The 3532-nt window shown below is 74.2% G+C and carries 2 protein-coding genes and 1 tRNA gene; 2 read left to right on the forward strand and 1 reads right to left on the reverse strand.

The window, feature by feature from the left end; translation table 11 throughout:
* Window positions 1-212 precede the first annotated feature (212 nt).
* Window positions 213-303: transfer RNA gene (locus IH45_RS0142360), tRNA-Ser, on the reverse strand.
* Window positions 304-598: 295 nt separating this feature from the next.
* Between IH45_RS0142360 and IH45_RS0142370 the strand changes: the two genes are divergently transcribed.
* Window positions 599-1156: an SSI family serine proteinase inhibitor gene (locus IH45_RS0142370; protein WP_030682417.1), complete on the forward strand. Its 558-nt coding sequence runs from the start codon at window positions 599-601 to the stop codon at window positions 1154-1156.
* Window positions 1157-1349: 193 nt separating this feature from the next.
* On the forward strand, window positions 1350-3532 hold a 2183-nt coding region (locus IH45_RS0142375; protein WP_032919537.1), incomplete at its 3' end, for a PAS domain-containing sensor histidine kinase.

The raw sequence follows: 3532 nt of genomic DNA on the forward strand, positions 1-3532 counted from the left end.
GGTCCGGGGCCTGGTGGGGCGGGGCGGTGGGCCGGTCCGAGGCGGGCGGCGTCTGGTCGCGGTTGTCCGTCATGGCACCAGGGTGGCGGGGTGCGGGCGCACGCGCCTGTGGGGTTCCGGCCAGGTGTGGAGCGGGTGAGGAGGGGCGCCGTACGGGCGGGGAAAGCGTTCGGGCCCCGGTCGCGATGACCAGGGCCCGAACGAATATGGAGCGGAGGCGGAGGGATTTGAACCCTCGATGGGCTTTAAAACCCAAACCGCATTAGCAGTGCGGCGCCATAGACCGGACTAGGCGACGCCTCCACACACCTCGATCACGCGTGAGCGCGATGTGGCGTGACCAGATGATGGCACAGCACCGTGTGCTGTCACCAATCGACCCCTACGGTACTCGGCCCACGGGCCGCCCGGCAAAGGCCTTCGGCGCGTGGTTCACCACCCGCCGAATCGAACAGGGCTCAAACATCGGGCCGTGCGGGCGGTGCCGCGCAACGTCGTGCCCAGGCCCGCGTTAGACGCTGCGGGGACGGGACGGGTCCCGGCGGAAACGCTTCCGTGCCGCCCCCGCCCCCGTCCCCACGCCCCCCTGGAGTCCGCGATGCCGCACCGCCGGCTGTCCCGCTTCGCCACGGCTGCCACCACCGCCACCGCCACCGCCACCGTCAGCATCACCGCCACCACCGCCCTCGCCCTGACGGGCCCGGTCGCCGCTGCCGCACCGGCTGCCCCAGCTGCCCCGCCCGCCACCGCGGCCCCCACCGGTGTCGCCGACATCGCCGTCGGGTCCCCGTCCACCACAGCACCGATCCCGCTGCTCTCCCGCTCCTCCGACCACCTCACGATCACCGTCAGCGACTCCGGCAAGACGGCCAAGGACGGTACGTACGAGCTGTACTGCCACCCGGCCCGTGGCACCCACAGCGACGCGCGCGGCGCCTGCGACAAGCTCGACAGCCTGACCCGTTGGGGCAAGGACTTGTTCGCGGGCGTGCCCAAGGACAGCAAGTGCACGATGCAGTACGGCGGGCCCGCTACCGCGCGGGTCACCGGGACCTGGGCGGGACGCACCGTTAACGCCCAGTTCAAGCGCACCGACGGATGTGAGATCGGCCGCTGGGACCGGTTCGTACCGGTGCTTCCCGCGGTCACTTCGTGACGGCGAAGCGGGCCAGTTCAGGACGCGGGGCACATGTCGGGCGTGCCACGAGTCGCACAATCCCGTGGCACTACCTCCTCGTCATCCGTCTCCGCGTCCTCATCCGCTGCCCGTAGACTCCCTTCCAGTGACCCGCCACGGATGTGACGGCGAACTCGGCAAGGTGCGGTAACTGCAGGGAGGAAGCGTCGTCGTGAGCAGCAGGCCATCCCGAGGCGCTGCTCGCCTCGCAGCCATACTCGACGCCCTCCCGGACGCGTTGCTGCTGGTCAACTGCAACGGCACGGTCGTCAACGCGAACGCCATCGCCCTGGAGACCTTCGAGGCCCCGGGCACCGCCCTGGTGGGCCGCGGTCTGCTCGACCTGCTGCCGACCTTCGACTCCAAGCGCATCCCGGGTTCGATGCGGCGCCACGACGAGCAGGACCAGGGCCCGCGGACGAAGCCCACGCGCATGGTCGCCCGGCGCACCGACGGCAGCGAGCTGCTGGTCGAGGTGACCAGCGCGAACCTGGAGGACGGCCGTACGCCGTACGAGTCCGCCTTCGAAGCCGCCTACGCCGACCACCGCAACGGCTATACCGGCGACGAGCTGCTGATGCTCGTCGTACGGGACCTGACCGGCACGCTGGACACCGAGACCGAGCTGGCCCGCCAGCAGCGGCAGACCGAGATGATCCTGCGCGCGGCGGCCGAGGGCGTGGTCGGCGTCGACTCCGAGGGCAAGGTCGTCCTCGTCAACCCGTCCGCCGCGCAGATCCTCGGTTACCGGGCGAGCGAGCTGGGCGGCAAGGAGCTGCACCCGCTCATCCACCACTCGCGGGCCGACGGCACGCCGCTGCCCTGGGAGGAGACGCCGCTCGCCGACTCGCTGCGCTCCGGGCGCAAGCACCGGGTGCGGGGGCAGGCGCTGTGGGCCAAGGACGGCCGGTCGGTGCCGGTGGACCTGACGACCGCGCCGGTACGCGACGGCGACCAGCTCGTCGGCGCGGTGATGACGTTCACCGACCGGCGTCCGTTCGACGCGCTGGCGGCGCGCCACGCGCAGCTGCTGGCCGTACTGGACCAGTCGCTGCGCGGCCCGCTGGAGGAGCTGAAGGCGGAGCTGGGCACGCTGGCGTCCGACCCGGCCGGCCAGCTGTGGCCGGAGGCGAACCAGATCCTGCACCACCTCGCCGCCGGGTACGCGCGGATGACGACGCTGGTCGACAACGTGCTGAGCTACCAGCGGCTGGACGCGGGCGGCGACCGCCTCGACCGTGCCGAGGTCTCGCTCGACGCGGTCGTGGCGGCCGGTGTCGAGGGCGCGATCGAGCTGATCGGCCCGGGCCGCGCCCAGTTCGCGGTGCACGCGCCGCCGATCGACGCCGAGGTGGACGCGACCCGGCTCGCGCAGGCGCTCGCCCACCTGATCGCGGATGTCGCGGGCGTGGACGCCACGGGCAAGGCCGGTGGCGGCGGCTCCGAGGCCGCTTCCGGGGACTCGACGATCGTGGTGGCCGCGGCCCAGCGCGGCGAGGTCGTACGGATCGAGGTGCGCGGCCCGTACGGCGGCGGCAACCCGGTCCACGCGCCGATCGTGCGCGGCATCGTCCGGCAGCACGGCGGCGTGCTGCAGACCCACAAGGTGCCGGGCGCGGGCGGCAGCGCGTACGTACTCGAAGTGCCGGTGTCGGCCAGTGGCGCGCCGGTGTCCGGCGCGGCCGGGCCGGACCGCGCGCGTGAGGCCACCGGCAACGAGACGACCGTGATGCCGGTGCCTGCGGAGCGGGCGCGGGGGACTCAGCAGCAGGGGGTCAAGAAGGCTCAGGGCGGGGACGGAGCGCAGGGCGGGCAGGCGGCGCCCGGCAACGCCGGTGCTGCTGCTGGGCTGCGGCCGGTGAGCGGGCCCGGTGAGGGCGGTTCTGCCACGCCGGGTGCCGGTGCAGGCCGTACGGACAGTGGGGACGAGGAGACGCCCACCGGGCGGCGGCGTGCGCGGCGCGGTGACGTACCGGGGCGCGGTGACGTACCGGGGCGCGGTGACGTACCGGGGCAGCAGCAGCCGGGCGAGGGCATGGCTGCGGCCGGGAACGGCCCGGGGAACGGCCCTGGGGGCGGCCTTGGGAACGGCCCGGGGAACGGCCCTGGGAACGGCAACGGCCAGGTGCCCCGCGCGCGCAGCGAGGCCGACGTGGCCGGGCCGCAGGGGCCCGTGTCCGGTGGCGGCAGTACGGGCGCAGGCGGCGACGGGCGTACGGGCGCCGCGCCGGGCGGACCCGGGATGCCGCAGGGCATGGCCGGGGCCGAGGTCGTACCGCCGGGTGGCCGGCGCCGGGCCCAGGACGCGCCGGAGGGCGCCGCGCGGACCGCGCTCCCGGCGGGCGCGGGCAGCCC

Origin of the sequence: Streptomyces rimosus subsp. rimosus (genome assembly GCF_000720725.1) — a bacterium.
Taxonomy (GTDB): Bacteria; Actinomycetota; Actinomycetes; order Streptomycetales; family Streptomycetaceae; genus Streptomyces; species Streptomyces rimosus_A.